Origin of the sequence: Streptomyces sp. NBC_00820 (assembly GCF_036347055.1) — a bacterium.
In the GTDB taxonomy this organism is placed as follows: Bacteria; Actinomycetota; Actinomycetes; order Streptomycetales; family Streptomycetaceae; genus Streptomyces.
Map to the genome: position 1 here is coordinate 971,662 of NZ_CP108882.1, position 26,106 is coordinate 997,767.

The 26,106-nt window shown below is 73.7% G+C and carries 20 protein-coding genes and 2 pseudogenes; 9 read left to right on the plus strand and 13 right to left on the minus strand.

Features of this window, described 5'->3' with window-relative positions:
* The first annotated feature begins 71 nt into the window (after positions 1-71).
* From OIB37_RS04560 to OIB37_RS04570, 3 genes are all read left to right on the plus strand, one after another.
* Positions 72-818 carry a phosphatase PAP2 family protein gene (locus OIB37_RS04560; RefSeq protein ID WP_330456212.1) on the plus strand — a complete coding sequence of 249 codons (747 nt, stop codon included), beginning with the start codon at positions 72-74 and terminating at the stop codon, positions 816-818.
* Positions 819-829: 11 nt separating this feature from the next.
* Positions 830-1,525 (plus strand): HAD family hydrolase, encoded by a 696-nt coding sequence (locus OIB37_RS04565; RefSeq protein ID WP_330456213.1) that lies wholly within the window; start codon positions 830-832, stop codon positions 1,523-1,525.
* A 228-nt stretch (positions 1,526-1,753) separates the two neighbouring features.
* Positions 1,754-2,416, plus strand: a complete 663-nt coding sequence (locus OIB37_RS04570; RefSeq protein ID WP_330456214.1) for a TetR/AcrR family transcriptional regulator — start codon at positions 1,754-1,756, stop codon at positions 2,414-2,416.
* A gap of 19 nt (positions 2,417-2,435) precedes the next feature.
* On the opposite strand, the gene OIB37_RS04575 is transcribed toward OIB37_RS04570, so the two are convergent.
* Positions 2,436-3,155: a DUF6214 family protein gene (locus OIB37_RS04575; protein ID WP_330456215.1), complete on the minus strand. Its 720-nt coding sequence runs from the start codon at positions 3,153-3,155 to the stop codon at positions 2,436-2,438.
* A 186-nt stretch (positions 3,156-3,341) separates the two neighbouring features.
* Here OIB37_RS04575 and OIB37_RS04580 point away from each other — a divergent pair, with 186 nt between their 5' ends.
* Positions 3,342-4,682: an FAD-dependent oxidoreductase gene (locus tag OIB37_RS04580; RefSeq protein ID WP_330456216.1), complete on the plus strand. Its 1,341-nt coding sequence runs from the start codon at positions 3,342-3,344 to the stop codon at positions 4,680-4,682.
* Positions 4,683-4,975: 293 nt separating this feature from the next.
* Positions 4,976-6,352 (plus strand): nucleobase:cation symporter-2 family protein, encoded by a 1,377-nt coding sequence (locus tag OIB37_RS04585; protein WP_330456217.1) that lies wholly within the window; start codon positions 4,976-4,978, stop codon positions 6,350-6,352.
* Between the two features lie 34 nt (positions 6,353-6,386).
* Here the strand turns inward: OIB37_RS04585 and OIB37_RS04590 are convergent, their stop codons facing one another.
* The 3 genes from OIB37_RS04590 to OIB37_RS04600 form a co-directional block, all read right to left on the minus strand.
* On the minus strand, positions 6,387-10,706 hold the full coding sequence (locus tag OIB37_RS04590) for a cation-translocating P-type ATPase (RefSeq protein WP_330456218.1): 4,320 nt from the start codon (positions 10,704-10,706) through the stop codon (positions 6,387-6,389).
* 8 nt (positions 10,707-10,714) lie between these two features.
* Entirely contained in the window at positions 10,715-11,335 is a 621-nt protein-coding gene (locus OIB37_RS04595; protein ID WP_330456219.1) for a hypothetical protein, read from the minus strand.
* Positions 11,336-11,930: 595 nt separating this feature from the next.
* Positions 11,931-12,695, minus strand: a complete 765-nt coding sequence (locus OIB37_RS04600) for a PaaX family transcriptional regulator C-terminal domain-containing protein (RefSeq protein ID WP_330456220.1) — start codon at positions 12,693-12,695, stop codon at positions 11,931-11,933.
* A 71-nt stretch (positions 12,696-12,766) separates the two neighbouring features.
* Here OIB37_RS04600 and OIB37_RS04605 point away from each other — a divergent pair, with 71 nt between their 5' ends.
* The gene (locus OIB37_RS04605; protein WP_330456221.1) at positions 12,767-14,434 is read left to right on the plus strand and encodes a DNA alkylation response protein; all 1,668 of its coding nucleotides are present in this window, start codon (positions 12,767-12,769) and stop codon (positions 14,432-14,434) included.
* 414 nt (positions 14,435-14,848) lie between these two features.
* On the opposite strand, the gene OIB37_RS04610 is transcribed toward OIB37_RS04605, so the two are convergent.
* Complete coding sequence (locus OIB37_RS04610) at positions 14,849-15,430, minus strand: Rv1733c family protein (RefSeq protein ID WP_443058253.1); 582 nt, start codon at positions 15,428-15,430, stop codon at positions 14,849-14,851.
* Positions 15,431-15,719: 289 nt separating this feature from the next.
* Here OIB37_RS04610 and OIB37_RS04615 point away from each other — a divergent pair, with 289 nt between their 5' ends.
* Positions 15,720-16,805 (plus strand): WD40/YVTN/BNR-like repeat-containing protein, encoded by a 1,086-nt coding sequence (locus OIB37_RS04615; protein WP_330456223.1) that lies wholly within the window; start codon positions 15,720-15,722, stop codon positions 16,803-16,805.
* A 9-nt stretch (positions 16,806-16,814) separates the two neighbouring features.
* Here OIB37_RS04615 and OIB37_RS04620 read toward each other — a convergent pair whose 3' ends face one another.
* The 3 genes from OIB37_RS04620 to OIB37_RS04630 all read right to left on the minus strand — a co-directional run bounded on the left by OIB37_RS04620 (position 16,815) and on the right by OIB37_RS04630 (position 20,137).
* Positions 16,815-17,834, minus strand: coding sequence for a cytochrome d ubiquinol oxidase subunit II (locus OIB37_RS04620; protein WP_330456224.1), 1,020 nt, complete (start codon positions 17,832-17,834; stop codon positions 16,815-16,817).
* Complete coding sequence (locus OIB37_RS04625) at positions 17,835-19,289, minus strand: cytochrome ubiquinol oxidase subunit I (RefSeq protein WP_330456225.1); 1,455 nt, start codon at positions 19,287-19,289, stop codon at positions 17,835-17,837.
* A 179-nt stretch (positions 19,290-19,468) separates the two neighbouring features.
* A complete protein-coding gene (locus OIB37_RS04630) occupies positions 19,469-20,137 on the minus strand; it encodes an alpha/beta hydrolase (RefSeq protein WP_330456226.1) in 669 nt (222 codons plus the stop codon).
* Positions 20,138-20,367: 230 nt separating this feature from the next.
* Here OIB37_RS04630 and sigK point away from each other — a divergent pair, with 230 nt between their 5' ends.
* Together sigK and OIB37_RS04640 are read left to right on the plus strand one after the other, a co-directional pair.
* Positions 20,368-20,952: an ECF RNA polymerase sigma factor SigK gene (sigK, locus tag OIB37_RS04635; protein ID WP_330456227.1), complete on the plus strand. Its 585-nt coding sequence runs from the start codon at positions 20,368-20,370 to the stop codon at positions 20,950-20,952.
* Entirely contained in the window at positions 20,949-21,701 is a 753-nt protein-coding gene (locus OIB37_RS04640) for an anti-sigma factor (RefSeq protein WP_330456228.1), read from the plus strand. Before sigK ends, OIB37_RS04640 begins: the two co-directional genes overlap by 4 nt.
* Before the next feature lie 38 nt (positions 21,702-21,739).
* Here OIB37_RS04640 and OIB37_RS04645 read toward each other — a convergent pair whose 3' ends face one another.
* The 5 genes and pseudogenes from OIB37_RS04645 to OIB37_RS04665 all read right to left on the minus strand — a co-directional run bounded on the left by OIB37_RS04645 (position 21,740) and on the right by OIB37_RS04665 (position 26,070).
* Entirely contained in the window at positions 21,740-22,546 is an 807-nt protein-coding gene (locus OIB37_RS04645; RefSeq protein ID WP_330456229.1) for a DUF1295 domain-containing protein, read from the minus strand.
* Positions 22,543-23,784, minus strand: a complete 1,242-nt coding sequence (locus OIB37_RS04650; protein ID WP_330456230.1) for a cyclopropane-fatty-acyl-phospholipid synthase family protein — start codon at positions 23,782-23,784, stop codon at positions 22,543-22,545. The genes OIB37_RS04645 and OIB37_RS04650 overlap by 4 nt, the downstream gene beginning before the upstream one ends.
* A pseudogene (locus OIB37_RS04655) lies at positions 23,781-24,350 on the minus strand (class I SAM-dependent methyltransferase); the annotation flags it as partial. The gene OIB37_RS04650 and the pseudogene OIB37_RS04655, both read right to left, overlap by 4 nt.
* Positions 24,344-24,751 (minus strand): annotated as a pseudogene (locus OIB37_RS04660) (DUF1365 family protein); the annotation flags it as partial. The pseudogenes OIB37_RS04660 and OIB37_RS04655, both read right to left, overlap by 7 nt.
* On the minus strand, positions 24,748-26,070 hold the full coding sequence (locus OIB37_RS04665) for an NAD(P)/FAD-dependent oxidoreductase (RefSeq protein WP_330456231.1): 1,323 nt from the start codon (positions 26,068-26,070) through the stop codon (positions 24,748-24,750). The gene OIB37_RS04665 and the pseudogene OIB37_RS04660, both read right to left, overlap by 4 nt.
* Positions 26,071-26,106 lie beyond the last annotated feature (36 nt).

Here is a 26,106-nt window from a genome sequence, read left to right on the forward strand (position 1 = left end):
CCGACCGCCGCCGTGGATGCGACACGCCGGGGTTGCCGCGTGCGGGACCCCGCGTGGACCAGGATCGCCGCATGCGCCACCAGCCCGCCGGACACGGCCCCGAACCCAGTCCCGAACCCGGCCCCGATCCCGGCCCCGGACCCGGTCCATCGGCTCACCGCGCCGCGGTGTCGACGGCGGCCGTGCTCGCCGTCTGTTCCGTCCTGCTGGTGACACTGGTCGCCGCGGAGTGGCACCCCCTGCTCGCGCTGGACAGCGGCGTCTCCCGCACCACGCACGGCTGGGCGGTGCACGAACGCGGAGTCACGCACGTCTTCCGCATCCTGACGGACTGGGTGTGGGACCCGCTGACCATGCGCCTGGTGGGTGCGGGGGCCGCGCTGTGGCTGGTCCTGCGGCGTGCGGCCTGGCGGCCGGCGCTGTGGCTGGTGCTCACCGTCGCGCTGGCCGCGGGCGTGCAGCAGGTGGTGAAGGCCGCGGTCGGCCGGTCGCGCCCGGTGTGGCCGGACCCTGTGGACAGCGCGCGGTACCAGGCCTTTCCCTCCGGTCACGCGATGACGGCCACGGTGGTCTGCGGCCTGCTGCTGTGGCTGCTCCACCGGCGGGGCGCGAGCAAGGCGCTGTGGCGTACGGCCGTCGCGGTGTCCCTTGTCACGGTGGTCGGTGTCGGTCTGACCCGGGTGTGGCTGGGCATCCACTGGCCCTCGGACGTCGTCGGCGGCTGGCTGCTCGGGGCACTGGTCGTCACGATCGCCGTCACGGTCTACGAGTGGCCGCGCGGCAGTCGCGCGGGCCGGTCCTCCCGGCGGCCGGGGTAAGGTCCCGGCACATGAGCGCAGTGCTGTTCGACTTCTCCGGCACCCTGTTCCGCGTCGAGTCCACCGAGTCCTGGCTGCGTGCCGCGCTCACGGACACCGGCGTTCACCTTCCCGACCACCAAGTCGGCGATCTCGCACAGTCCTTGGAGGCGGCAGGGGCCCTTCCGGGCGGGGCGGAACCACGCGAGGTGCCGAACGACCTCGCCGGCGTCTGGGTGGCCCGGGACCGGAGCGCCGAGCTGCACCGGGCCGCTTTCACCGGCATGTCCCGGCGGGTCCGCCTGCCCGATCCGGGCCTGCACGACGCCCTGTACGAGCGGCACATGTCCCCCGCCGCGTGGACCCCGTATCCGGACACCGCCGAGGTGCTGCGGACGCTGCGCGACCGCGGGATCGGCATCGGCGTGATCAGCAACATCGGCTGGGACCTGCGTCCGGTCTTCCGCGAGCACGGCCTCGACGCGTACGTGGGCGCGTATGTGCTGTCGTACGAGCACGGCGTGCAGAAGCCTGATCCGCGGCTCTTCGCCACCGCCTGCGCCGAGTTGGACACCGATCCGCGGCAGGTGGTGATGGTCGGGGACAGCAGGCGGGCGGACGGCGGTGCGGCCGCGCTGGGCTGCCGCGTGCACTTCGTGGACCATCTGCCGGTGACGGAACGACCGGACGCGCTCCTGCCGGTGCTGGACCTCGTGGGCGATGCCTGACCCGACTCCCCTGCGGGCCAAAGGCGATGGTCACCGCGACGCATGAAGTCCACTGTCATCGCACCGTGTTGCCCGACGTCGGCAAGATGCACACGACCGAGCCGCCCGCCTGAGACGATCCCCCGTGTCGCCCCAGACGGACGGCAGCCTTGAGCAGGCCCCGCTCACAGCGGTGCCCAACACCTTGAGTATAGTTGGCTGATAGCCAGTCAACGCAGGAGTTTCACAATGTCCCCGCGCAGCGCCTCGGTCAATGAAGAGTTGCGCCGGCGTTCCCGGGAACGACTTCTGCAGGCGGCGCTCGAACTGGTGGGTGAGCGCGGGTTCGAGGCCACCACACTGGGCGACATCGCGGATCGTGCGGGCTCGGCGCGGGGACTGGTGTCGTACTACTTCCCCGGCAAGCGCCAGTTGGTGCAGTCGGCCGTGCACCGGCTGATGCACCGCACGCTGGAGGAGGCACTGGAGCGGGAGCCGCGTACCGAGGACGGACGGGAGCGCCTGGCCCGGGCCATCGACGCGATCCTGGGGCTGGCGCGGGACCGGCCGGTACTCATGCGTCAGCACATGGCGGGGCTGCTCCAGGCCGAGGGTTTCGTGCAGTGCCCGGAGCAGCGACGGCTGTCGGAACTGCTCGGCGACACCGTGTCCCGGTACGGCTCCGAGAACGTGACGGCCGACTACCCCCTGCTGCGGGCGGTGCTGATGGGGGCGGTGTACGCGGCGTTGGTGCCGGGGGTGCCGATGGCCGTCCCGGCACTGCGGGCCGAGCTGTTCCAGCGGTACGGGCTCGACTGGGAGTCGGGCATGCCACCGGAGAGCGATGCCGACGCCGGGGCGCGGGAACAGGATCCGTCGCGGTTCTTCGCCACGGAGGAGCGGGCGGAGTAGTCGCGGCCGACTCCTGCGGTCAGCGCCTCATGTGGCGAGGCGTCAGAAAACCGGCGTCCCGCGCCTGGGCGATCAGCTTGAGGGAACGCCGTCGGCTGTGTCCGGTCGCGCACATCACGGCGAGCACCGGATCGAAACCCTCCTCCTGTGCCGCCCGGTATTCCTGGGAGGCCAGCCGGCAGCCCTCGATGCCGCGCGGCCACGCCGGCCGGGCCCTGCGGGCTCCGGCGACCGCGACGCCCTCCACGCCCTCGACGTCCTCGACGTCCTCGACGCCGTCGACGTCTTCCACGTGCTCGTCCTCGACGCCCTCCGCACCCCTGACGTGCGTCATGCCCCAGGCATCCTCAGCATCCTCGGCACCCGCCACATCCTCGACGTACTGCCGGTACGGCCCGCACTGCCCGTACCACGCGTACGCCGCCCACTCCGGGTCCGCTCCGCCCGGAGGGTCCGTACGGCCGCCCTCGTCACCGCCCTCGCGCGACCCCTCGACCGCCGCCCCGCAGGCCTCGAACAGCGGCTCCTCGATCCAGTCGGCGAGCACCGTCAGGTCGGCGAGGGAGAGGGCGGGCCGCGCCCGGACGTCCTCGATGGACACGCGTCCCCCCGCCACCACGGCGAGGGCGTCGACGCGGGCGCCGTCGGGGAAGGCCAGCCGGACATGGAACCAGGAGGTGACGCATCCCCGCTCCGTCACCTCCCACGCGGGCCACACGGACACCGCGCCGGCCTCCATGGGCCGATCGGAAAGATGAAGAAAAGATGCTTCAAGCACATACGCAACGTAACCTCATGATCACATTCCATACGAATGGACACGCGTCCGCGTCACCCCGCCGGCCCCTGCCCTCAGGGGCACGGCAGTGCCATGCTGGAGCCGTCAGGGCACTTTCCTGATGCCTCCGGGGTGAGGAGTACCGCCGTGCTGCGTGTCGCCGTCGTCGGCTCCGGGCCGAGCGGGTGCTACACCGCCCAGAGCCTGGTCGAGCGGGATCCCGAGGTACACGTCGACGTCCTGGACCGGCTGCCGTGCCCCTTCGGGCTGGTCCGCTACGGCGTCGCCCCGGACCACGAGAAGATCAAGTCCCTCCAGGGCAATCTGCGGACGGTGCTGGAGCACGACCGGGTGCGGTTCCTCGGCGGAGTCCAGGTCGGTGGCCCCGACGGGCTTCCGGTGGAGCGGCTGCGGGAGATGTACCACGCCGTCGTGTACTGCGTGGGCGCCGCCACCGACCGCCACCTCGGAATTCCCGGCGAGGAACTGCCGGGCAGCTGGTCGGCGACGGAGTTCGTGTCCTGGTACAGCGCGCACCCGGACGCGGGCGACGAGGGTTTCCTGCGCGACGTGCGGTCCGCGGTGGTCATCGGCGTGGGCAATGTGGCCGTGGACGTGGCGCGGATGCTGGTCCGGGGCGCGGGAGAGCTGCGTCCGACCGACATGCCGCAGGGGGCGCTGGACGCGCTGGCGGCCAGCGCGGTCACCGATGTCCACATGGTGGGCCGTCGGGGCCCCACGCAGGCCCGCTTCACCACCAAGGAGCTGCGCGAGCTGGGCGGGCTTCCGCGCACCCGGGTCACCGTGGATCCGGCGGATCTGGCGCTGGACCCGGCGTTCGCCGACCTCTCCGCGCTCCCCGCGGCGCAGCGTCGCAACGCGGAGGTGCTGCGTGGCTGGGCGGAGGCGCCGCACGAGGACACCGAGCGCCGCATCGACCTGCGGTTCTTCCGCCGTCCGGTGGAGATCCTGGCGGAGAACGGCCGGGTGGGCGCCGTGCGCTTCGAGCGGACGGCGCCGGACGGCCACGGCGGCGTGACGGGCACCGGACGCTACGAGGACGTGCCGGCGCAGTTGGTGCTGCGCTCGGTGGGCTACCGCGGAGTGGCCCTGGAGGGGCTGCCGTTCGACGCGGCGGCCGGCACGGTGCCGAACACGGAGGGCCGCATCCTGCGGGACGGCACGGCCTCTCCCGGCGAGTACGTCTCCGGCTGGATCAAGCGCGGCCCGACCGGGGTCATCGGCACCAACCGGCCGTGCGCCAAGGAGACGGTGACCTCACTGCTCGCGGACGCGCCCGCGCTGGCCTCCCGCGAGGTTCCGCAGGACCCGCTCCCGGCGCTGCGGGCGGCGGGGATCGACCCGGTGCCGTGGCCGGGTTGGCTGGCGATCGAGCGCGCCGAGTCCGAACTGGGCGCCCGACTGGGGCGGAACGTGGTCAAACTGGCGGACTGGGACACCCTGTTGGGAGCGGCGCGCGCGAACTAGCTTGCGGGGGCCGCGCGAACCGGGTTGTGCGGCGGCGGCGCACGCTCGGACGTGGTGGCGCGCGCACGGTGGTGGGCAACCACGGTGGTGGGCAACCACGGTGGCTGGCGCGCGCACCCAAGCGTGGCTTCGCACACCAAGGCATGGCTTCGCACACGTGGGGTCCACGGGGTCCCCGGCCTTCGCGTGGACATGACACACTCCGGCAACGACGCGGCAATCAACGAACTGTGCAAGTCCCTTACGGTCTCGTGCTGTTCGGATGTCGCCCCGCCTGCCGCTCTGGAGTTCCCATGGCCACGACCGCAGTTGTGCACCCCGTCGACGAGGTGCCCCGCATAAGGCACTTGGCCGCCTTCGGCCTGCAGCATGTGCTCGCGATGTACGCGGGGGCCGTGGCGGTGCCGTTGATCGTCGGCGGTGCGATGAAGCTGCCGCCGGCCGATCTCGCCTACCTCATCACCGCGGACCTTCTGGTGTGCGGGGTCGCGACGCTGATCCAGTGCGTCGGGTTCTGGCGGTTCGGGGTGCGGCTGCCGATCATGCAGGGGTGTACGTTCGCGGCGGTCTCGCCGATGGTGCTGATCGGCACGACGGGTGGTGGACTGCCCGCGGTCTACGGCTCGGTGATCGTCGCGGGTCTGGCGATCATGCTGCTCGCGCCGGTCTTCGGCAGGCTGCTGCGCTTCTTCCCGCCGCTGGTGACCGGCACGGTGATCCTGATCATCGGCGTCTCGCTGCTGCCCGTCGCCGGCAACTGGGCAGCGGGCGGGGTGGGCGCCGAGGACTTCGGGGCGCCGCGGAACCTCGCGCTCGCGGCCTTCGTGCTGGCGGTCGTGCTCGGCGTGCAGCGGTTCGCGCCGGCCTTCCTGAGCCGGATCGCGGTCCTGACCGGCATCGTGGTGGGCCTGGCCGTGGCCGTGCCGTTCGGCTTCACCGACTTCGGCGGGGTCGGCGACGCGGACTGGGTGGGGGTCAGCACCCCGTTCCACTTCGGGGCGCCGGAGTTCAGGACGTCCGCGATCGTGTCCATGCTGGTGGTCGCGCTGGTCACCATGACGGAGACGACCGGTGACCTCATCGCCGTCGGCGAGCTGACCGGACGCCCGGTCGAGCCGCGCCCGCTGGCCGACGGCCTGCGCGCGGACGGCCTGTCGACCGTGCTGGGCGGGGTGTTCAACACCTTCCCGTACACGGCGTACGCGCAGAACGTGGGCCTGGTCGGGCTGACCCGGGTGCGCAGCCGCTGGGTGGTCGCCGCGGCCGGCGGCATCCTCGTACTGCTCGGACTGCTGCCCAAGCTCGGCGCGGTCGTCGCGGCGGTCCCGGCGCCGGTGCTGGGCGGAGCGGGGCTGGTGATGTTCGGGACGGTCGCGGCGAGCGGCCTGCGGACGCTGGCCCGGGTCGATTTCGACGGGAACCACAATCTGACCGTGGTGGCCGTCTCGGTGGCGGTCGGCATGCTGCCGGTCGGTGTGCCCGCGGTGTACGCGAAGTTCCCGGACTGGTTCCAGACGGTGATGAACAGCGGGATCAGCGCGGGCTGCCTGACCGCGATCGTACTCAACCTGCTCTTCAACCACCTTCCTCTGAAGGCGGGTTCCGCGGCCGCCGCGCCGGAGGCGCTGCCGGACGGCGGCGACGACACGTCCGGCGACGAGACCGGCTGAGCGTTCGGGGTCGTCCGGCGGCGTCCCGTCGGGATCAGGGGCGGCCGGCCGGCAGCAGCCGTGCGACGATCTCCTCCAGGCGGGGCAGGGTCCGCTGTCCCGCGACCGCGAGGGCGATGGCCGCGGCCACGCCCGCCCAGGCCACCGGACCCAGCGGGGTGCAGCCGAGGACATGGCTGATCACCGGGATCTGGATCACGGTGAACAGGGCGGCGCCCGACCCCACGGCCGTGACCCGCACCAGGGTGCTGTCGCGGCGGTCCAGGAGGGTCTGCGCCAGCTGGGTGCCGACCACGCCGCACAGGGCCATGGTGCTGGAGCGGCGGGCCGTACCCGGGGTGAAGCGGCCGATCAGCCAGGCTGTGACCGCTCCCAGCGCGGTGGTCAGGGCGCGGTGCCGGATCTGGCGGATCAGGGGTTCCCCGAGGACCCCGCCCGCCGCGTCCTCGGGTGAGGCGGTCTCCGACCGTGCGGCGGCCTCCTCGCCGTGCTTCGGCGTGACCGCCACCGCCATCGCCGGGAACAGGTCGGTGAACAGGTTCACCAGCAGCATCTGGCGGGTGGACAGCGGAGCGGTGCCCGACACCAGGGTGCCGATGATGCCGAAGGCGACCTCGCCCGCGTTGCCCCCGATGAGGATGGCGATGGCGTCGGCGACGCTGTGCCACAGCGAGCGGCCCTCGCCGATCGCGTCGATCAGGACGGTCAGGTCGTCGTCGGTCAGGACGATGTCGGCGGCGTTGCGGGCCGCCGCCGAACCCCGGACGCTGATGCCCACCCCGATGTCGGCGGCGCGGATGGCCGCGGCGTCGTTGGCGCCGTCGCCGACCATGCCGACGACCCGGCCCGCGTCCCTCAGCGCCTCGACGACCTGGAGCTTCTGCTCCGGCGCGACGCGGGCCACCACACCGGCGTCGCGCAGCATCCGGGCCCGGGTGCGCCGGTCGGCGGCGGCCAGTTCGTCGCCGGTGACCACCTGGGTGCCGGAGGGCCAGCCCAGCTCCCGGGCGATGGCACGGGCGGTCTGCGGGTGGTCGCCGGTCAGCATGACGGGGCGTACGCCTTCTCGGTACAGGCCCTGCACCAGGGCCTTGGAGGTCTCGCGGGGCACGTCCGACAGCGCCAGCAGACCGGTGAACTCAAGGGCGTGCAGGGGCTTTTCGAGGACGTCCGCCTCGCGTTCGTCGTGCGCGAGGCGCCGTACGGCCACCGCCAGGACGCGCAGGCCGTCTCCGGCCAGCGCGTGTGCCGTGCCGGAGACGTGCCCGGGCAGGGCGGAGCAGGCGGGCAGTACGGTCTCGGGTGCGCCCTTGACCACCAGGAAGCGGGGGCCGTCCGCCTCACGGCCGATGGCAGCGGCGTAGCCGCGGGCGGCCTCGAACGGCAGGCCGACGATCTGCGCCCACTCCGGGTCGGGGGCGGCCGCGTCGAGGACGGCCTCGTCGGTGGCGTGCGCGGGCCGGCCGGTGCCGCCGTTCAGCCGCGGGCAGGCCCGTGCGGCGTGGCGCAGTGTCCCCGCGGAGCCCGCGTCGGTCGCCGGGCGGATGGTGCCCCCGGCGTCGGAGACCCGCACCAGGCGCAGCCGGTTCTCGGTGAGCGTGCCGGTCTTGTCGAAGCAGAAGGTGTCCATGCGGCCCAGCGCCTCCAGGGCGCGCGGGGTGCGCACCAGGACGCCGTAGCGGCTCAGCCGGCGGGCGGCCGCGAGCTGCGCGACCGTGGCGACCAGCGGCAGGCCCTCCGGTACGGCGGCCACGGCGACGGCCACGCCTCCGCTGACCGCCTCGCGCACGGACGTGCCGCGCAGCAGCGCGAGGCCGGTCACGGCGGCACCGCCGGCCAGGGTCAGCGGCAGCGCCTTGCGGGTGAGTTCCTGGAGGCGGGCCTGCACTCCGGCGGCCGGAGGCGTGCGGGCGGCGAGGTGGACGGCGCGGGCGGCCTCGGTGCGGTCGCCGGTGTCGACGACGACGGCGTGGGCGTGGCCGGCCACCACGGTGGTGCCCTCGAAGACCATGCAGTGCCGGTCGGCGACGGCCGCGTGCGGGGTGGGGCCGGGGTGCTTCTGCACCGGCAGCGACTCGCCGGTCAGCGCGGACTCGTCGACCTCCAGGCCGTCCTGCCAGAGCAGCCGGGCGTCGGCGGGCACGACGTCGTCCGTCTTGAGTTCGATCACGTCGCCCGGTCGCAGCTTTCCGGCGTCCACGGTGCGGGTGCCCCCCGCGGGCGCCTCGGACTCGGGGGGTGCGACGCGCGCCTTGCGCGTCTGGTCGGCCTCCAGTCCGGACAGCGCCCGCTCGGCGCGCAGCCGCTGAACGCCGCCGACCAGGGCATTCAGGTCGAGCGCACCGATGACCAGGAGCGCGTCGACGACGGAGCCTAGGATCGCCGAGGCGGCGGAGCCGACGGCCAGGACCGGGGTGAGCGGGTCGTCGAGTTCGCCGCGTACGGCCCGGCCCAGCTGCCAGCTCCACCGGGCCGGGGCGAGGACGGTCAGCCGGGCGGCACGGTCGACGGCCTTGCGTACGCCGGCGGCCGTCTGTTCCCAGGCGGTGGGTCCGGTACCGGACTCGCGGTCCAGCCGCTCCAGGGCCTCGTCGGGCCGCAGTTCGTGCCAGTGCACGCGGGCGCGCGGGCGGGGTGCGCCGGCCATCGCCACGCCGAGGGCGGCCCGTGTCCCGGACAGCAGCGCGGTCACGGCGGCGACGTCGACCGGCGCGTGCCGCAGTCCGGGCAGGATGGAGCGGCGCGGCCGGCCTCGCCTCGACTCGCCGATGGCCACGAGCAGTCCGGAGAGCGCGGCGCCGGACCGGGCGAGGGTCTGGCCGCGCCGGCCGACGGTGCGGGCGGCGGGGATCGCGGTCAGCAGCCGCCACACGTCGGGCAGACCGTGTACGGCCAGGATGTCCGCGCCCCAGTCGACGGCGCCGTCCCGGTCGGTGAGCACGATCGAGATGTCGCTGCCCCGCAGCGCGGCCAGCACGTCGCGCTCGTCGGCGGAGCGCACCCGGGCGACGGTGACGACCGCACCCTCCTCGGCGCGCAGCGCGTACACGACGTCGTCCAGCGGGCGCCGGGCGTCGACCACCTGGTCGGCGAGGCCGGTGAAGTCCTCCAGTGCGGGGTCGTCCACCAGCACGACCCGCATCCGGGCCCGGCGCGCGGCGTCCAGCACGGCCTCGGTCCACGGGTCGGCCGCGCCGTCCTCCGTGCGCAGCGCCCCGGGGTGCAGCACGAGGGTGCCGCCCAGCTCCAGCCGTCTCAGACGGTCCGCGTCGCGGACGAGTACGCCGGTGCGGGCCAGTGCCGTACCGAAGAGGGCGTGGAAGGCGGCGGGCGCGTACCGGGCGGCCTTGGGCGAGCCGGCGAGCAGCGCCTCGGCGGCCTCGTTCGCGTCGTGCTTGATCAGGAGCGTGGCCGCCGCGCCCAGCACGCTGCCGGCGGAGGCGTGGGTGGCGTACACCTGGGCCGGTGTCTCCCGCAGGGGCGGGCGCGGGGCGTCGTCCGCGGGGATGGTGACGCGGCCGGGTACGCACAGCTGGTCGTGGACCGCGTCGAAGGCGGCGGCGCGGGCCACCGTCTCGGCCAGTTGGCAGGCGCGCAGGGTGCCGTCGAGGATCAGTGACGTGGGGGTCTGGCCGACGCCGTGCACGGCCGCGTTCGCGCAGGCCAGGAGGAGGTCCATGCGGGAGGCGCCCAGGCTTGCGCGCAGCCGTGCGCGGAAGCGCGGGTTCTCCCGCAGCAGTGTGACGGCGGCCGTCACCATGCGGGGCGACGGCGGCAGACGCAGGACGTAGGCGGTGACCGCCACCGCGATGCCGACCGCGTCGACGCCGAGGGTGACGGCGGCGGCGCGTACGCCGGCCGGGTCGGCCGGATGCGTGGTCTCCTCGGGGTCGCCGCCCGCGATGACGAGCCCCTCGCTCTCCGCGATCTCGGCCGCGTGGTCCGCGACCAGGTCGGTGAGCCCGTCCTCGGTCATGGAGACCACCAGCCGGGCCAGCCCCTCGTCCCAGTACGCGAAGGCGACGTCCGGGCGTTCGTCCAGTTCCGTCGCGATCCGGTGCGCCACGTCCGTCAGGCCGCCCGCGCGCTGTTCCCGCTCCGGCTCGGCGGACCGCAGCGGCAGGTGGATCCGCGGGCCGGCCCGCCAGGGGCCCCCGGCGCCGGGCAGCGCGGCGCGGGCGACCCGGGTCACCCGCACCAGCGCGTCGGCGCCGCGCACACCCGCCCGCGCGGTCCCCGCGGCGGCTCCGGCGACCGCTCCGACCACCGGAGCGGCGCCCCGGGCCAGAAGCCGGGGCGCCGCGGGCAGCAGCCGGAGGGCGGCCGACGGTCCTGTCAGCAGCAGCGACTCCATACCGGCCTTCAGAGGTTGGTGCGTTCGGGCCGTGCCGTCGGACCGAGACGACCGGAGGAACCCTTCGCGTGCGAGGAGTGGACGGGTCCGGGGGGTTCCTGGGCCCCGCCGGATCCGGGGTGTGTGCCCGACCGCAGGGCGGCCGAGCCGATGTCGTGCGGGGGCGGCGGGCTCGTGGCATCGCTGTCCTCGGCCGCGGCCCGCTGCTCGCCGTTCGCGTCGTGCCCGTCGGCGCCGTTTCCGGAACGGGACTGGGTCAGCCAGGCGACGGCCGCGCCGGTGAGCGCGACCGGCCACTCCACCACGCCGGCGACGCCGAGCACTCCGGCCCCGGCGTAGACCGCCATCCGCCGGCCGCGCGGCGACACCGCGCCGATCTTGTCCAGCGCCTCCCCGGTGACCGCCTCGACTTTGCCGAGCGCTTCCCCGGTGACCGTCTCGACTTTGCCGAGCGCTTCCCCGGTGACCGTCTCCACCTTGCCCAGTGCCTCCCCGGTGACCGCGCCGACCTTGTCGAGCGTCCCTTCGGCGGCCCTGCCGACCGCTTCGGCGCCGGGCATCTTGCGCAGCATGGAGGCCGCGGCGTGCAGCGGGGCCGTGAGGACCGACGACGTTTTCTGGTCAGTCATGACTCTCCTCGGGTGAGATCGCCTGCCGGGCCCCACTGACGGCCCGCGACCGCGCTGGGTCATCCCCCTCTCCCAGGGAACGCCACCGACCGCACCCTCGCCACTCGGCCCCCGCACCCGGCGTGGCGAGCGGGGGCCTCCGCGGGGGCGGGCGAAGGCCCTCTCCCCTGGGGCCGGCACGCGAAGGCTTCGGGCCACGCCGGAGAGCGTCGAGGCCGGTCGGCGGAACGGACGCGGTCGCCGGCCCGCCCGCGCCCGGCCAGTCACCTGCAGACACCCGCGCCCAGCCGCCACGCACACCCGCCGTACGGCTCTCGGCGTCACCGCCGGGCTCACGCCTCCGCACCGCGTGCGCCCGCGGGGTCGGTAACCGCCACGGAGGCACGAGGCCGGTCGGTCGCACGGACGCCCACGCGAACTGTCACCGGCCCCCACGCGCCCGGCCGGTCACCTGCACACACCCGCGCCCAGCCGCCACGCACACCCGCCGTACGGCTCTCGGCGTCACCGTCGGACGCACGTCTCCGTTGGACGCCCCTCGAACCCGTACCGCGGCGCCCGTGCGCGCGGCCTCTCGCCGTGTACGGCGGTGCGGTCAATCCGCGTTCCCCCGCAGCCCGACCGACGTGGCCAGCTCGCGTTGGTATGCGGTGTATGCCGCTCGGAGGGCCTCGCCGGGCCAGTCGGCGGGGAGGAGGCCGGCGGGCAGGACGGGGTCGGTGAGCAGGTGGCGTACGACCGCGGCGAGGACGGTGAGGCGGTCGGCGGGGTGCCGGGATGCGGCCGATCGGGTCAGCAGGGTCCGGGCGGTGGCCGCCCAGTCGTCCGGCGCCCACAGGCGGCCGACCAGCTCGTGGGCGGGCTCGTCGGGGCGGGAGGTACAGGTCAGGGCGACTCGGTGCAGTTCTTCCGGCAGGGGCCGGGCGAGGTTGGCCGGGCGCAGCCAGACGCCCTCGCGGAGTTCGGCCAGGCGCAGGGCGGTCAGCCGGGCACGCAGGTCGGCGCGTTCGGCGGGCCCGCGGCCGGTCGCGGTGATCACGACCATCTCCCAGTCGCCGTCCCACGCGCGCGTGCGTGGGCGCACGGCGTCGTCCTGACGGCGCTGGCGGGCCAGCAGCCGGTCGCTGAGTCCGTAGACGGCGTCCGTGCGCCTGAGGTCGCCGGCGGCCACCATCCGGCTCAGCGCGGCCCGGAGCGTGGAGCCGCCCACGCCGAACGGCTCCACCAGCCGGACCAGGTCCTTCACGGGCAGGCGCGGCGGATGCGTGCCGAGGAGCAGGCTCAGCACGACCGATCGCGCGGACAGCGGCCGCAGCCCGGTTCCGGCCTCGTCCGGCGCCGCCGGCACGTTCATGCGCATGAGCACAGACTGTACGTGGAGCGGCTTGTTGCATCATTGCGACAGTCGTAGGAAGAGTGCAACATGGCGTCATGGTCTCGATACCCGAGCGGCCGGCGGCGCAGCCGCCGCACGCCACGCATGACGTCACCAACCAGGCCCCGCTCCTGGCCCCGTACGACGCGTCCGACGACAGCGCGCTGCTGGAGGGGCTGCGCCGGGAGGGGGCCGGCTGGGCCGAGGACGGCGTCCGGCACCTGGGCCTGCTGGCCGGTGGCCGGGAGGCGCAGGAGTGGGGCGAGCTGGCCAACCGGCACGAGCCGGAGCTGCGTACCCACGACCGCTACGGCCACCGTGTCGACGAGGTCGACTTCCACCCCAGCTGGCACCACCTGATGCGGACCGCCGTGGCCGAGGGTCTGGCCGGTGCCCCGTGGGCGGACGACCGGCCCGGTGCGCACGTGGCGCGCACCGCGGGCGGGCTGGTGTGGGGCCAGACGGAGGCCGGGCACGGCTGTCCGACGTCGATGACGTACGCCGCCGTACCCGCCCTGCGCACCCAGCCGGACCTCGCCAAGATCTACGAGCCCCTCCTCACCAGCCGGGAGTACGACCCGGAGCTGCGCGTGCCCACCGAGAAGCCCGGCCTGCTCGCCGGGATGGGCATGACGGAGAAGCAGGGCGGCTCGGACGTCCGCACCAACACCACCGTGGCCACCCCGACCGCCGAACCCGGCGTGTACACGCTGCGCGGGCACAAGTGGTTCACGTCGGCGCCCATGTGCGACGTGTTCCTGGTGCTGGCCCAGGCGCCGGGCGGACTGTCCTGCTTCCTGGTGCCGCGGGTGCTGCCGGACGGCAGCCGCAACACCTTCCGGATCCAGCGGCTGAAGGACAAGCTCGGCAACCGGTCCAACGCCTCCTCGGAGCCGGAGTTCGAGCAGACGGTGGCCTGGCTGGTCGGCCCCGAGGGGCGGGGGGTGAAGACCATCATCGAGATGGTCAACTGCACCCGGCTGGACTGCGTGATGTCCTCGGCGACGCTGATGCGCAAGACACTCGTCGAGGCGGGGCACCACGCACGCCACCGCAGCGCGTTCGGCGCCCGGCTCCTCGACCAGCCGCTCATGCGCAACGTCCTGGCCGACCTGGCGCTGGAGTCCGAGGCGGCGACCACGCTCACGCTGCGGCTGGCCGGGGCGGCCGACCGGGCGGTGCGCGGGGACGTGGGCGAACGCGCCTTCCGGCGGATCGCCACCGCCGTCGGCAAGTACTGGGTCACCAAGCGGGGTCCGGCGTTCACCGCGGAGGCCCTGGAGTGCCTGGGCGGCAACGGGTACGTCGAGGACTCGGGCATGCCCCGGCACTACCGGGAGGCGCCACTGCTGTCCATCTGGGAGGGCTCGGGGAACGTCAACGCACTCGACGTGCTGCGCGCCCTCGGCCGTGACCCGGAGACCGCGGAGGCCCTGTTCGCCGAACTCGCCCTCGCGCGCGGGGCCGACGCCCGCCTGGACACGGCCGTAACCGGCCTGAAGCGGCAGCTGGCCGAGACCGATCAGGCGGGCGCACGCCGGCTGGTGGAGCGGATGGCGCTCGCCCTCCAGGCATCCTTGCTGGTCCGGCACGCCCCGCACGCGGTCGCGGACGCCTTCTGCGCCTCCCGACTGGGCGGCGACTGGGGGCACGCGTTCGGCACGCTGCCCGCCGGGGCCGACCTGGACACGATCCTGGAGCGGGCGCTGCCCGCCCGGGACTGATCCCCGGCCCGGACGCCCGACCGTGGCATCCCCCTCCCTCCCTGTGCGCCCGACCGGGACCGCTCCGCCTCGCCGCCCGCGAGGAGGTTCCGGACGGGGTGGCATCGCCGAACCGCTGGTCGGCACAGGGGCGGAGAGCGGGGACCCCCGCGCCCATGAGGCGGTCCGCGCGGGCGCCGCGGTGTTCGCCTCGCCCGCCGGCGACCCGGACGCGGGGGTGCGCCGGGCGGCCAGGACATCGCCGACGACGAGGCGCTTCTGACGGCGTGCCAGGCGCTGACGGCGAGCAGGGAGCCCGGCGCGGGCCTCGCCCCTGCACCGACGGCGCGCGCCACCCCGCGGGTGAACGGAACACCGGCTCGGGCGGGGAGGCCGCATGCCTGCCGCTCCCGGCAGCGGGCGGCAGCCGCAGGCTCAGCCCGTGGTGCGACCCCACTGCGGTCCGAGGCGGGCCCACTCCGCGTCCCAGCGGTCCATGCGGCGGCGCTCCAGGCGCCCGCGCAGGACGAGCCCGCCGACGAACGGCACGGCGCCGGCGCTCACTCCCACCAGGGCGCCTATCAGGGTGGCGCGGAAGGCGGCCTCGGAGGCGGTGGTGGGGCGGGTGACCAGATGCCCCTGCGGGTCGGTCCAGACGGTGACCGGGGTACCGGCCTTGCTGCCCGGTGCGACCCTGGCCTGACCGGTGTGCGCCGAGCCGTCGGCCACGGTCCAGCGGACCTCGGCCCAGAGCCGCTCGCCGTCCCTGGCCGCCGAGGAGGACCTGCCGGGCGCGTCGGCGACGACGCGGGCGACGGCGGTGTGCCAGGTGGCGCGTTCCCGGGCCAGCCCGTGCTCCACCGACCGGGCTCCGGCGAGACCCGCCAGCACACCGGTCAGGACGGTCAGCAGCCAGGCGCCGAGCACCACCCACGCCTCCACCACGTCGGCCCGGCGCCTGAGCGGATTACGCCGCCAACGCCACAGCCACAGCTTCGGCCCACGGAACACCGACAGAGACGACAAGGGCATCCTCCTCACGAGCCGCACCGACCGACGGGACCGCCCTCCCATACGGACGAGGCCGCCCCGTTGCTCACGCCGAGCCGTCCTCCCGACGGTCGCACGAGACACCCCTTTCGCGCAGGCACATCCCGGAACGTGCCCGCCCGAGCTTGGCGACAGGCCGACGGAAACCGCTCTGACCTGCGGCGACGCCAAGTCTTCACGTGACTGTCAGTGGCGAGGTGCACACTGGCCGATATCTGACGACTACCTGGACACAGACGTCCCGGAGGTGATCGGCATGACCGAGGTACTGCTCGCCGTGGGCACCCGAAAAGGTCTGTTCATCGGGCGCCGGCGCGACGGCACCTGGGAGTTCGACGACGGTCCGTACTTCAACGCGCAGGCCGTCCACTCGGTCGCGATCGACACCCGGGGCGGCAGGGTGCGGCTGCTGGCGGGCGGCGACAGCGCGCACTGGGGCCCGTCGGTGTTCCACTCCGACGACCTGGGCCGCACCTGGACCGAACCCGCCCGCCCCGCCGTCAGGTTCCCCAAGGACACCGGCGCCTCGCTGGAGCGGGTCTGGCAGCTGCACCCGGCCGCCGCCGAGCCGGACGTGGTGTACGCGGGCACGGAACCGGCGGCGCTGTACCGCTCGGAGGACCGCGGGGAGACCTTCGCGCTGGTGCGCCCGCTGTGGGAGCACCCGACCCGCTCCCGATGGGTGCCGGGCGGTGGCGGTGAGGGCCTGCACACCGTGCTCACGGACGCGCGCGACCCGCGGGCGGTGACCGTGGCGGTCTCCACCGCCGGCGTGTTCCGCACCACGGACGGCGGGGCGAGCTGGGCACCGTCCAACTCCGGTGTGGCCGCGGTGTTCCTGCCGGACCCGCACCCCGAGTTCGGCCAGTGCGTGCACAAGGTCGCCAGGGACGCGGTCGACCCCGACCGGCTGTATCTGCAGAACCACTGGGGTGTGTACCGCAGCGACGACGGGGGCGCGCACTGGACCGACATCGGGGCGGGGCTGCCGTCCACGTTCGGTTTCGCGGTGGCCGCCCATCCGCACCGGGGCGACACGGCGTACGTCTTCCCGATCAACGCCGACATCGACCGGGTGCCCGCCGACCGCCGCTGCCGGGTCTACCGCACGACCGACGCGGGCAAGAACTGGGAACCGCTGGTGACAGGGCTGCCGGCCGGGGATCACTACGGCACCGTCCTGCGGGACGCCCTGCACACGGACGACGCCGACCCGGCCGGTATCTACTTCGGCAACCGCAACGGCGAGGTGTACGCCTCGGCCGACGACGGCGACAGCTGGCAACAGCTCGCCTCGCACCTGCCGGACGTGCTGTGCGTGCGGGCGGCGGTGGTCGACTGAGCGGCGGGGTCACAGGGTGCTGGGTGGCGGCCGGTCCCCGACCCCCACGCTGCCGCGTCCGCTGAGCCGGAACAGCAGGATCAGGGACGGCAGGATGAGGACCGCCGCCACGCACGCGACGGCGACGACGACCGCGAGGGTGGCGTCGGGTGCGGCCGCCTCGGAGATGGTGAGGTGGGTGCCCAGGAGGTAGGGGTACTGGGCCACGCCCCAGCCGCACACGACCAGTGCGACGGCCGCCGCCGCACTCTCGCGCACTCCGCGCGTCCGGTCGAGCGCCAGCAGGGCGAGACCCAGGAATCCGCCGACCGCCGCCAGCACGATCAGGGGCAGCGCGGGTCCGCTGAGCTTGTCGAACAGCCGGGGGGAGTCGGCCTGGAGGACGAAGATGCCGGCGATGCTGACGGCACCGGTCACCGCTCCCGCGGCGAGGGCCCGGTAGCGGTAGTAGCGGCGCAGCACGGGCTTGTCGCGGCGCTTGGCCTCCACCACCAGGTAGGTGGCGGCGAGGTAGGCGCAGGAGAGCACCGCGAGCACGCCGCCGAGGATGCTGGTGGGGTTCACCCAGCTGGACACGGCGTCGCCGCCGCCCTGCGTCGGCACGCGTCCGGAGGCGAGGCCGCCGGCGATGGAGCCGAAGCAGTACGGCGTCAGGACCGAGGAGAGCGCGAAGGCCGCGCCGTACAGGCGCTGCTCGGGGGTGCGGATCGACGCCTTGCGGAACGCGAAGCCCGCCCCGCGCAGCACGATGCCGAGCAGGGCGAGCACCAGGGGGATGTACAGCGTGGTCGTGATGGCGGAGAAGGCGGTGGGGAATCCGCTCCACAGGACGACGAGGCAGTAGATCAGCCAGGTGTGGTTGGCCTCCCACACGGGGGCGAGGGACGCGTCGATCAGCTTGCGGGGAGCGTGCCCGCGCCGGGCTCCGCCCGCGATGAGGTCCCAGAAGCCGGCGCCGAAGTCCGCGCCGCCCAGCACGGCGTAGGCGATGACGCCGATGAAGAGGAACACCGCCACGACATCGGCCATTTACGACACCTTCCCCTCGGAGCGCTCGGGCGGTGTGCCTTGCGCGTCTTCCGGTCCGTAGGGCACGTGCACGCTCTCGTCGCCCTGCTCCTGCCACCGTTTCTTCATGGAGTGCAGCACCCACAGGGCGCCGGTGCCGACCGCGGCGTACAGGACCACCACGACCCCGAACGTCGGCCACAGGTTGCCCACGGTCGTCACGGCGTCCCTGGTCCTGAGCAGTCCCACGACGATCCAGGGCTGACGGCCCACCTCGGTGACGACCCAGCCGCTCTCCAGGCTGAGGATCGAGACGATGCCGCAGACGGAGGCCGCGCCCAGGAACCAGCGGTTGGTCTCCAGGGTGTCGCGGCGCTTCCACCACAGCCAGAGGAACCACACGGCGACGGCCAGCATGAGCATGGAGGTGCCGACCATGATGTCGAACGCCCAGTGCACGATGTTGACCTGCGCGGTGGTGGGTCTGATGTCCGGGGGGACGGCGTCGAGTCCCTTGATCGTGGTCGAGGGTTTGAATCCGGCGAGGATGGAGGCCACGTCCGGGACCGAGATCCCGTAACGGACCTTGCCGTCGATCAGTACTCCGCCGAGCGTCTCGGGCACGTTCTTGCCGGTGGTGGGGAGCAGTTCGATCGCCGCGAACTTGGCGGGCTCGTCGTCGAAGACCTGTCGGGCGATCGTGTCGCCGACGAAGATCTGCACGGGCAGGGCGACGGCGGCGGTCACGAAGCTGATCAGGAATCCGAGCCGCTGGTAGCGGCCTCGCCTGCCCCGGAGCATGCCGACGGTGTAGACGCTCGCCACGACGAATCCCGCGACGATGTAGGCGGCGAGGAGCATGTGCCAGAACTGGAGCCAGAAGGCGTTGTTGAAGAACACCTCGGCCGGCCGTACCGAGACGACCTTGCCGTCGCGCATGGTGATGCCGCCGGGCTGGTTCATCCAGCTGTTGGCGGCGATGACGGCGGCGGCTCCGCCGACGCTCGCCAGGGCCACGGGGACACCCGACCAGAAGTGCGCCCAGGGGCGCATCCGGTCCCAGCCGTAGATGTAGATGGCGACGAAGATGGCCTCGAGGAAGAAGAACAGCCCCTCGATCGCGAACGGGAATCCGAACGCCGAGCCGTACGTCTTCATGAGCCCCGGCCACAGGATGCCCAGCTCGAAGGAGAGGACGGTGCCGGTGATGGCACCGACCGCGAACAGCACGGCGGCCACCTTCGACCACCGACGGGCCAGCAGGAGCGCCGTGCTGTCGCCCTTGCGCAGCCCCCGGTAGTTCGCGATCAGCATGAGGCTGGTGAGCGCGACACCGAAGGGCACCAGGATGATGTGGAAGCCGAGTGTGAAGGCCATCTGCTCGCGGGCCGGGAGCAGCTGATCGGGGTCCGCGGCGGCGAGGACCACTTGGTACGGAACCAGGTCGTGGTAGGGAACCAGGTCGGCAATCGTCATGGACGGGACCTCGCCTTCTCCTCAGTCGTTCCGCGAGGCTGGGCGCGGACCGGCCACCCGTCCCGTTTCCGTTGCCGGGGCACCCGATCCGGTCACTCACACTTCACCCGGATCAGGTCATTCGGTTGCACACCGGGATCGATCGGCCCGATCGGGATGTCTGACGGCCGGCCCGGCGGCTACGCGACGGCTCGCATGGCCGCCAGCAGCTCGGCCACCGTCGAGTCCGCGGCACGGTGCCAGGTGCCGCTGTGGCGGAGCATGGCGTGGTCACCGCCGGGCAGCAGCGCGACGTCGGCCCTGGCGCCCGCGTCCCGGGCCCGCCGGACGTACGACACCGACGCGCGCGGGTCGGTGACCCGGTCGCGGTCTCCGTGCAGCACGACGACGCGCTTGCCCTGGAGATGGGCCACCGGTTCGCCGTCCGGGCACCAGGGGGCCAGCGCCAGGACGGCCCGCACCTCCGGCGCCGCCGCGGCGCGCAGTGCCGCGCGGCCACCCATCGAGTGGCCCACGAGGACGACGGGGACGTCTCCGACGAGACGCGCGAGTTCACCGAGAGCCCGCCGGGCGTCCCGCACGGGGTCGGCGTCGCCGTCGTTCCATCCCCGGACGCGGTAGCGCACCTCTCCCACGAGGACGTCGCCGTCCGCCGCCGCCGAGACGGCGCGTACGAACGGCCGCATCCGCAGGGCGGCCGGCTGCCAGGGCCGCGCGGGGGCCCGGCTGTCGGCCTTGCCGCCGTGCAGGAACAGCACGGCCGCGCGGGCCGGCCGGGCGGCGGAGCGCACCACCGCCAGTGCGGCGAGCCCGTCGTCGGCACCGGGGGCGGATGCTCTGCCTGTCATGGGCTGTCCTCCTGTGAGTTCGCTCTCGTCGGGGCGGTCGGCCGCTCTCCGCTCATCCGGAGCAGACCGGTCGGCGGAAGTGGTCGACGCGAGGACCGGCGTCCGCGCCCGCTCGCGTCCCTCGATCCGTCGCCCACGCTAGGCCCTGCGATTTCTCCTGTCCGGGACCAATCCGCGGTCTCCTCGGGACCGGATTACGCACGCAGTCGCCATCACCACGGAGGAATTCAGTGAAAGAAGCCGTTCATATCGGCAGAAATCCATCGTCGGAGCCGGATCTGCGGGAGCTGATCGACCAGGTGGCCCTCGGCGACGAGCAAGCGTTCGCCTCCGTCTACGACGTCGTGGTGAATCCGGTCCTGGGTGTGGTCCGCGCCGTGCTGCGTGATCAGGCGCAGTCGGAGGAAGTGGCCCAGGAGGTTCTGGTGGAGGTGTGGCGCACCGCCCCGCGGTACCGCTCCGACCGGGGAACGGTCATCAACTGGATCCTCACCCTGGCGCACCGCCGGGCGGTCGACCGGGTGCGCTCCGTCGACGCCGCGACCGCCCGGGACCGCAAGGCGGCCCTGCTGGACCGGACACCCGAGTACGACCATGTGACCGAGCAGGTGGAGGCCCGGCTGGAACGGGAGCAGGTACGGCGCTGTCTCCGCACCCTGACCGGCCTTCAGCACCAGGCCGTCACCCTGGCGTACTACCGGGGGCTGACCTACCGCGAGGTGGCGGAGGCGCTGACGCTGCCGCTGGGCACGGTCAAGACCCGGCTCCGTGACGGGCTCATCCGGCTGCGCGACTGCCTGGGGGTGACGGCGTGATCACCGCCGATCTGCACACGATGACGGGCGCGTACGCCCTGCACGCTCTCTGCGACGACGAGCGCGAGGCGTTCGAACGTCACCTCGCGAAGTGCGAGCCGTGCCGGCAGGAGGTCGCCGAACTGAGCGCCACCGCGGCCCGCCTGGGCCTCGCCGCTTCCGTGACGGCCCGGCCGGAGCTGCGGGACCGGGTACTGCGCCGCGTCGCCACCGTCCGGCAGGAGACACCGGGTGGCCCGGTCCTGTCCCGCCCGGGCCGCCGGGTCCAGTGGGCGCGCCCGCTGTCGCGGTGGGCGCTGGCCGCGTGCGTCGCGGCGGCCGCGGCGCTCGGCGGCACGGCGGTGTGGCAGCACCGACGGGCCGAGGACGCCGTGGACCAGGCGCGCCGGGCCGAGCGGGGGGCGGACGACATCGCCGCCGTGCTGACCGCGCCGGACGCCAGGACCCGGGCCGCCGCGCTGGCCGGCGGGGCGTCCGGCTCCGTCGTCGTCTCACGGAGCCGCGACCGGGCCGTGTTCGTCGCCTCCGGGATGGCGCGGCCGCCTCGCGGGCGGGTCTACCAGCTGTGGTTCGACGACGGCGGCGCCATGCGGTCCGCCGGCCTGATGAACCCCGGCCGCGCCGGTCAGACGGTCCTGCTGCGGGGTGCCGTCGACCGGGCCACGGGAATGGGCATCACGGTCGAACCCGCGGGAGGCTCCCGGCAGCCGACCTCGGCTCCGCTGGCGCTGCTGAAGTTCCCCGCCTGACGTGAGCGGGCCCCGCCGAGAGCGGCGGGGCCCGCTCCTCACCGGGGCGGCAACGGGAAGAAGCCGCTGGTGCGGGCCACGTAGGCGGCGTAGCCGGGACGCCCGGCCATGTGCTGCTCCAGCAGCCGCTTGCCACTGCCCCTGATCAGCAGGACGCTCATCACCAGGGGCGACACGACGGACACGGCGGCGGCCTCGGCGGAGTCACAGGTGATCAGGAACAGTCCCCACCACACGCAGAAGTCACCGAAGTAGTTGGGGTGCCGGGTGTAGCGCCACAGGCCGCTCTCCATGATCCGCCCCTTGTTGGCCGGATCCGCCTTGAACCGGGCGAGCTGGGCGTCCCCGACCGCCTCGAACAGGAACCCGACCGCCCACAGGGCCGCGCCGGCCACGGCCGCCGCCGTCATCGGGCCGGGCACGTACTGCGCGGCCTGGACGGGCAGCGACACCAGCCACACCAGTGCGCCCTGCAGCAAATACACCATCCGCAGGGCGTACAGGTCGGGGTTGCCGGGGGCTCGGGACAGCATTTTCCGGTAGCGGGGGTCCTCGCCGTGTCCGCGTCCGCGCCGGGCGATGTGCAGGGCGAGCCGCAAACCCCACAGGACCGTCAGCGCGGTAACCAGGGCGCGTCTGCCGGGATCGCCGGTGCCGGCCGAGGCCACACAGGTCACCGCGGCGACCGCGGCGAAGCCGATCCCCCAGGCGACGTCGACGACGCGGTGCACGCCGACGCGCAGGGCGACGAGGAAGGTGACCAGCATGACGCCGAGGGCGGCCGCCGCGGCCCACCCGAGGTTCGCGGTGAAGGCTTCCCAGGGAAAACCGTGAGAACCGTTCATGGCAGGTCAAGCCCCCTGTACCAGTCCTCCGGCGTCACGGGTACGCCGCTGCCCCCGTCGCGCGTGGGCCGGACGCACAGGAGCTGGTCGACGCCCATCCGCCTCTCCTCGAAGGCGAGGGCCCCACCGACCAGGTACAGCCGCCACACGCGCGCGGTCTCCTCGCCGACGAGCCGTACGACGTCGTCCCAGCGTTCTTCGAGGGTGCGGTGCCAGGCGGCCACCGTGCGCACGTAGTGCTCGCGCAGCGACTCCACCGACCGCACCTCCAGTCCGGCGCGTTCCAGCAGCCCGACGGTGTCGCCCAGGGGCCGCATGTGCATGTCGGGGGCGACGTACGCCTCGATGAAGGCCCCGCCGCCCGGTGCGTCGGCGCCGCGCGACATCTGCTGCACGAGGACCCGTCCCCGCGGCCGTACGAGCGCGTGCAGGGCGGCGGCGAAGGCCGGGTACTCGGCATCCCCGACGTGCTCGCCCATCTCGACGCAGGAGACGGCGTCGTAGGCGCCGCCGGTGATGTCCCGGTAGTCCTGGCACACCACCTCCACCCGGTGTTCCAGGCCGCGTTCGCGTACCTGTTCCCGGACATGAGCGGCCTGTTCCTGGGCCAGGGTGACGGCGGTGACCTGTGCCTTGTGCTGCTCGGCGGCGTACAGCGCGAGAGAGCCCCAGCCGCAGCCGACGTCGAGCAGCCGGGCACCGGGGACGAGGCCCAGCTTGCGGCAGATCAGCTCCAGTTTGGCGCGCTGGGCGTCGGCGGCGGTGAAGCCGGGGTCCTCGCTCGCCCAGTAGCCGCACGAGTAGGCCATCGTGTCGTCGAGGAGCAGCCGGTAGAAGGCGTTGGACAGGTCGTAGTGGTGACTGATGGCGGCACGGTCGCGGGCCTTGGTGTGCAGCCCGCCCCGCAGCCGCGCCTGGGCGGCGGGCGCGAGCCGCGGTGCGTGCAGGCCCCGCTCGCGTACGGCGGCCCACATGACGCGCAGCCCTTCGGCCAGGTCGCCCTCGATGTCGATCTCGCCGGTCACGTAGGCCTGGGCCAGGCCCAGTTCGCCGGGCTGCCAGAGCATCCGCCGCAGGGCGCGCCGGGACCGGACGACGACGGCGGGGCCGCCGGCCGGGCCGGTCTCGCTGTCGTCCCAGGCGCGCAGCCGGACCGGGAGGGGACCGCCGAGCGCGTCCTCGGCGAGCGCGGCGATCCGGTGGGCGGCTCCGGGCCGGACGGTTCGGGCGGTGGTCATCGGACGGAGTCCTCCTTCGTGAACAGGTACTGCTGGACGTCGAGGTATCCGGAACGGAATCCGGCCTCGGAATAGGCGAGGTAGAAGGTCCACATGCGGCGGAAGGTCTCGTCGAAGCCGAGCGCGGTCACGTCGTCGGCGCGTTCGGTGAACCGCTCCCGCCACAGCCGCAGCGTCTCGGCGTAGTGCGCACCGCAGGCCTGCCGGTGGGCGACGTCCAGCCGGGTGTGGGCGCGGACGGTCTCGGCCACGGCCTCGACGGAGGGCAGCAGGCCGCCGGGGAAGACGTACTTCTGGATCCAGGTGAAGGTGTTCCTGGTGGCCAGCATCCGGTCGTGCGGCATGGTGATGGCCTGCAGCGCCGCCCGGCCCCCGGGCGCGAGGCGCTCGTCGAGCGTGCGGAAGTACTCCGGCCAGAACTCGGCGCCCACGGCCTCGATCATCTCGACGCTCACGACGGCGTCGTAGGTGCCCTGTTCCTCGCGGTAGTCGCGGAGTTCCACCGCGACCCGGTCGGCGAGACCGGCTCGGGCGACGCGGGCGCGGGCGAGGTCGTCTCCGCGGCGTCCGGGCGCAGCAGGTAACAGTGCCGTTCGCCGTAGGTGTTGTGGACCTCGGCGACGACGCAGCGCGGTGTGCCGTCGCGGTCGTGGCACCAGTAGAGGGTCAACGGGTTGAACACGTACCCGAGGACGCGCGCGTGGGTGAGCATCACGACGGGCCCGCCGTCGAGGTGGACGCCGTGGGTGGCGAGGAACGCGTCGAGTCCCGCCCGGATGGTGGGCTGCTCGCCGGTGAAGTGGTCGCGCGGGTCGAAGCGGGCCAGCGGCCGCAGCGGGAAGGGGAGTTCGGGTGGGTGATCGGGGTCGACGAGCCACATGTACGTGCGGTGCCGCAGCGTGTGGCGCAGGGGTGCGGTGCGCACGTGGGTGATCGTGCACGGATACAGGGCGGGCGGCGCCGTCACCACGCCACCCCCAGGACGGCGGCGGCCGTCACGCCGGAGCGGCAGCCGTCCTCGTGGAACCCCCAGCCGTGGTAGGCGCCCGCGTAGGCGGTGACGGCGGTGTCCAGTTCGGGCAGCCGGCGCTGCGCGGCGACCGATTCCGGGGTGTAGACGGGGTGTTCGTAGACCATCCTGGCGAGCACCCGGTCCGGGGCGACGCGGTCCTCCCCGCCCAGGGTGACGACGTACGTGTCGGGGGCGTCCAGGCGCTGGAGCCGGCTCATGTCGTAGCTGACCCGCACCTCGTCGGCGCCCGCCGCGCACGAGGGCATCAGGTAGTTCCACGAGGCGCGCGCGGCGGGGGCACGCGGCAGCAGTCCGGTGTCGGTGTGCAGGAGCGTGGTGTTGCGCGAGTAGCGGAACGCCCCGAGGACCTCCTTCTCCTGGGGGGTGGCGTCGGCCAGCATGCTCAGGGCCTGGTCGGGGTGGACGGCGACGACCACGGAGTCGTACGACTCGGTGGTGCCGTCGTGCGCGGTGATGTCGACGCCGTCGGGGTGCCGCCTCAGGGCGCGGACCGGGGTCGACAGGCGCACCTCGTCCACCGTCTCCGCGACGCGGTCGACGTAGGTGCGCGAGCCGCCGGTGACGGTGCGCCAGACCGGTGAGCCGCCGACGGAGAGCATGCCGTGGTGCTCCAGGAAGCGGAACAGGTAGGCGGCCGGGTACCGCTGCGCGACGGCGGCGTCGCAGGACCACACGGCCGAGACCAGCGGGGTGATGAAGTGGGTGCGGAAATAGCGGGAGAAGCCCGCACGGTCCAGGAACTCCCCCAGGGTGACGGTGCTTTGGCCATCTCGCGCGAGCAGACGGCGGGCCGCCCGGTGGAAGAGGGGAACCTCGGCGAGCATCCGCAGGTAGGCGCCGCGCAGGGCGTTGCGCGGCTGGGCGAACAGTCCTGCGGGGCCCCGGGCGCCGGCGTATTCGAGGCCGCACCCCTCGCACCGGACCGACATGCTCATCTCCGACTCCTGTGTGGCGACGTCTAGTTCGCCGAAGAGCCGGAGGAGATGCGGGTAGGTGCGGCGGTTGTGCACGATGAATCCCGAGTCGACGTGCCGCGTCGCACCGCCCGGTGCGGGCAGTTCGTGGGTGTGGGCGTGTCCGCCGAGGCGGTCGTCGGCCTCGTAGAGGGTGACGTGGTGCGCACGGCGCAGGACGTACGCGGCGCTCAGTCCCGCAACGCCGCTGCCGACGACGGCCGTACGCGGCCGCTGGGCACGGCCGCCCGTGGCGGCCCCCTCCCCCGTCCGTGCGTCTCTCCCTGGTACGCGCGACATCGCTTCTCCTCCCGCTCGGCCGCTGACGCTGATCTC